The sequence below is a fragment of the Planctomycetia bacterium genome, from assembly GCA_034440135.1.
Classification (GTDB): Bacteria; Planctomycetota; Planctomycetia; order Pirellulales; family JALHLM01; genus JALHLM01.
The window spans coordinates 1-4,226 of sequence record JAWXBP010000481.1; the positions used below are offsets into that span (position 1 = coordinate 1).

Annotated in this window: 4 protein-coding genes; 3 read left to right on the forward strand and 1 reads right to left on the reverse strand. The window is 61.5% G+C overall.

From position 1 onward, the window contains the following. Positions 1-101: 101 nt before the first annotated feature. From SGJ19_27465 to SGJ19_27475, 3 genes are read left to right on the forward strand one after another with little or no spacing between them, the layout of a single operon-like run. The gene (locus tag SGJ19_27465; protein ID MDZ4784004.1) at positions 102-476 is read left to right on the forward strand and encodes a hypothetical protein; all 375 of its coding nucleotides are present in this window, start codon (positions 102-104) and stop codon (positions 474-476) included. A 3-nt stretch (positions 477-479) separates the two neighbouring features. Further along, a complete protein-coding gene (locus tag SGJ19_27470) occupies positions 480-1,304 on the forward strand; it encodes an alpha/beta fold hydrolase (protein ID MDZ4784005.1) in 825 nt (274 codons plus the stop codon). 7 nt (positions 1,305-1,311) lie between these two features. Next, complete coding sequence (locus SGJ19_27475) at positions 1,312-2,961, forward strand: pyridoxal-dependent decarboxylase (GenBank protein ID MDZ4784006.1); 1,650 nt, start codon at positions 1,312-1,314, stop codon at positions 2,959-2,961. A gap of 38 nt (positions 2,962-2,999) precedes the next feature. Here the strand turns inward: SGJ19_27475 and SGJ19_27480 are convergent. Continuing rightward, positions 3,000-4,226 (reverse strand): AAA family ATPase (locus SGJ19_27480; GenBank protein MDZ4784007.1); only part of this gene is annotated, 1,227 nt, incomplete at its 5' end.

Consider the following 4,226-nt stretch of genomic DNA (forward strand, 5'->3'; position numbering starts at 1 on the left):
ACGCAACGAACTCGCCCGCTTCTACCAATACAAAAAACGCAACTCGTTACCCCCGAAGCGCATCCGTCAACGGCGCTGACGGGAGACAGTAGAAGTAGCAATTGAAACAACCAGTGTCGGCCATGAACGGTTGGGCATTTCACCTGAAGACGGTGCTGTTGCTAACGGCGATGGCAGGTTGCTTTTCGGCATTTGCGCGCCATTTTGGCGCATGGGAGGCCATCCTCTTCGGAATCGTCGCAGTGGTCGGATTGTTTTTTTGGTACCTTGCTTTTCGGCAAGTCCCGGGACCGACAATCTACGCGACAATTTTTGGTTTCTTGACGATGCCTCTGTTGGCCGCGCTAGCTGTGTCTGTACTGGATTCACGTGAACACGCGCGCCGCACGCAGTCTGTGGAAAGGATGAAAGATCGCGTGTTCGATGCACGAGAAGAGAACTCACTTCCTGATAGAGCAGCACAAGGCAAACGATAAACTATGCTCCGACAAGTCCCCATTTCCAACGGTTCCTTGAACGTCTACGAGGCCGGTCAAGGTGCGCCCGTGCTTTTCGTACACGGCTTCCCGCTCGATCACACGATGTGGCGGGCGCAGCTCGAGCATTTCGCCAAGTCGCATCGCGTGATCGCGCCGGATTTGCGCGGGTTTGGGCAGAGCGCCGCGGCCGGTTCGCAGGCAACGACGATTGACGCGGTGCGGCCACTCACGATGGAAGCCCACGCCGACGATCTGGCGGACCTGCTCGACGCGATGGAAGTGCATGAGCCGATCGTGTTTTGTGCACTCTCGATGGGGGGCTACGTCGGCTGGCAGTTCCTGCGAAAATTCCCGGAGCGCGTGCGGTTGCTTATTCAATGCGATACCCGCAGCGGCGCGGACAACGCGATGGGGGCCGAGGTGCGCCGCAAAATGGCCGCTCAGGTGATGGAACGCGGCAGCACGATGGTCGCCGAGCAAATGCCGACGAAGTTGTTCGGACCCGAGACGATGACCGGACGCCTGGACGTCGTCGAGGAAGTGAAACGCATGATCCTCAATACGCCCGCGGCCACGATCGCCGGCGCTCAACTCGGCATGGCCGAACGCCCCGACATGGGCGACTGGCTCAAGACGATCCACACGCCCACGCTGATGATCTGCGGCGAGCACGACGCGCTCACCACGGTCGAGATGATGAAAGCCGACGCGGAGCGCGTGCCCGGCGCGCGGCTAGTGATTATCCCGCGCGCCGGTCACATGGCGCCGATGGAACGCTCGGCGGCGGTGAATGCGGCGATTGCGGAGATTCTGGCTCAACAATAGCAACCTCATGGCCCCTCGCTACCGCAAACTGCTCGATGAAATCCGGCGAGAATTCCCGCAGCCGGTGTCGGACCCGGTGCATGACGCTTATGCGGTGTTTTCGATTCTCCGCGCGCTCAACCAGGTCGACGAGTTGAAATCCCGCGCGCCGATTCTGGGGTCACCCGCGGAACCCGATTACGACGCCGCGCGATTGGCACGCGTCGCCGACGGACAGCAGCCGCTGGAGCAGGTGATTCCGCAGTTGGTGAGCTATCTGGAAGGGATGTTCATCTGGGGACATCCGCGCAGCCAGATCAACGTGGTGCCGTATCCGTCGCTGGCCAGCATCATCGGCGTGCTGCTGCCGGCGATTTACAATCCGAATCTTTGCAGCGATGAATCGTCGCGTCGCCTGGCCGAGGCCGAAGTCCGCGCCGTGGCGATGACGGCCGCGATGATCGGGTACGATCCTGAACAGTCCGGCGGAGTGTTCACGTTCGGCGGCACCGGCACGTTGCTTTACGGCGTGAAGATCGGCCTCGAAAAGGCGCTGCCGGGCTGCTTGCAGCACGGCGTGCGCGAACCGGTCGTCGTGTTGGCTTCCGATCAAAGCCACTACGCCGTAAAGACCGTCGCCGCCTGGCTCGGTATTGGCCAGGAAAGCGTCCAACGGATCGCGACGCATCCGGATAACTCGATCAAGCTGGGTGAATTGGCCATCGCCGCGCGCAAGGCGATCGAATCCGGCAAGCGTATCGCCGCGATCGTCGCCACGATGGGATCGACCGACGCCTTTGGCATCGACGATCTGGAAGGGATCGTGCAACTGCGCGACGAACTGGTCGAGGAGTTCAAGCTCGACTATCGGCCACATGTGCATGCCGACGCCGTCATCGGTTGGGCTTGGAGCGTGTTCAACGACTACAGCTACGAACAGAACGAGCTCGGCTTCCGCGGCCGGACGGTGCGCTCGCTCGCCGAGGCGCAGTACCGCGTCCAGCACCTGGCGCTGGCGGATTCCATCGGCATCGATTTTCATAAGACCGCGTACGTGCCGTATATCTCCTCGCTGGTGCTCGTGAAGGACGCCCACGATTTCAAATACGTGGCCCGGGCGCGCGACGCGATGCCGTACTTGTATCAATCGGGCGAATATCACCCCGGCATGTTCACGTTGGAAACCAGCCGCTCGGCGACCGGGCCGATGGCGGCGCTCGCGAATTTGCTGTTGCTCGGCAAGGAAGGTCTTCGCACGCTGTTGGGGCACGCGGTGGAAATGGCCGAAGTGTTCCGCGAGAAGATCGAATCGCATCCGGACGTGACGGTACTCAACGGCGACAACGTCGGCCCGGTGACGCTGTTCCGCGTTTATCCGCACGGCGTGAACACGTTCACAATCAAGGACAGGGAGCGGAGCGACCCGAAGTTCCGCGATCAACTGCTCGCGCACAACGCCTACAATCGCCGGATCTTCGAGCACGTCCAGGCCGAAGCCATCGAAGGGCGCGGCGTCGTGATCTCGATGACCGATTGTTACCGGATGAGCGACTACGGCGCGCCGATCTCAGCCCTCAAGTCGTACGTGCTGTCCCCATTCGCGGACGAATCCCGCATGCAATCGGTGCTGTCCCACGTCTTAGCTGCGCGCGAAGCAGTGGAGAAAGAGGGCGGGTGACGAGAATGGCGGATTTCGAAATTCGTCATTCTTCGCGCTTAGTCCGCCGGGACGCAGCGGTTGTTGGCCCAGTTGCGTAGCGAGGTGATTTGCTCGCGCATCACGACTGACAAAGGTTTGGTGCTCGTGGCGGCGATGCGGAGGTGGGCGTCGTTCAATTCCTCGTCGGCGCCGAAGGCTTGATAGAGCGCCGCCACGATGAGTTGTTCCAACTCCGCGCCGCTGAAACCTTCGGTGAGCGTGACCAACGCGTCCAGCGCAAAGTTGCGTGGGTTGCGTTTGCGGCGGCCTAGATGCACTTCCAGGATTTGCTTGCGCGATTCTGGCCCGGGCACGTCGACGAAGAAGATTTCGTCGAAGCGCCCTTTGCGCATCAGCTCCGGCGGCAGCGAGGAGATATTGTTCGCCGTGGCGACCAAGAAGATGGGGCTGCGGTGGTCCTGCATCCAGGAGAGCAGCGTGCCGAACATGCGTTGCGACAATCCGCCGTCGGCCGATTCGCTGCCGGCCGAGGCGAAGGCCTTTTCGATTTCGTCGATCCAAAGCACGACCGGCGCGGTTTTCTCCGCCTGAATCAGCGCCTCGCGCAGCCGACTTTCGCTTTCGCCAATGAACTTCTGATAGAGCACGCCGGGGTCCATCCGCAACAGCGGCAACTTCCAATCGGCGGCCACCATCTTGGCGCACAGACTCTTCCCGCAACCTTGCACGCCCAGCAGCAGCATGCCGCGCGGCGGATCGAGACCGAATTCCTTCGCCCGGGCGCCCATGCCGTCGCGCCGCAGGGCAAGCCAGGACTTGAGCCGCGCGAGACCGCCGATTTCGTCGACCGACATGTTGACGGCGATCGATTCCAGGCAACCGCTCCCTTCGAGCAGCAATCGCTTGGCTTCGACGATGCCTTGAATATCGTCCTGCGTGAGCGACAAGTCGTCGTGAATAGCCATGTTGATGACCCGCGCGGCGTCGGTGCAGGTCAGGCCGCGGAGCATTTGCACCAGTTGCTCGAACTCGCGTTTGGTCAGCTTGACGCTGATCTCTTGCAGGCTCTCGATCCGCGCCTTGCGGAACGTGTCGCGGACGACTTGCTCCAATTCCGCGGCGTCGGGCAATTCCAACTTGAGCGGAACCGTCAGCCGGCGCGCGCCGTCCGGCAATCGCTCCTTGTCGATCAGGATTACGGTCGGCTGTCGCCGCGTGGAGAGATCGCGGAGCTGTCGTTGAATGAAGGGATCTTTGCAGTGCGGACCAAGGTCCTTAAAAAC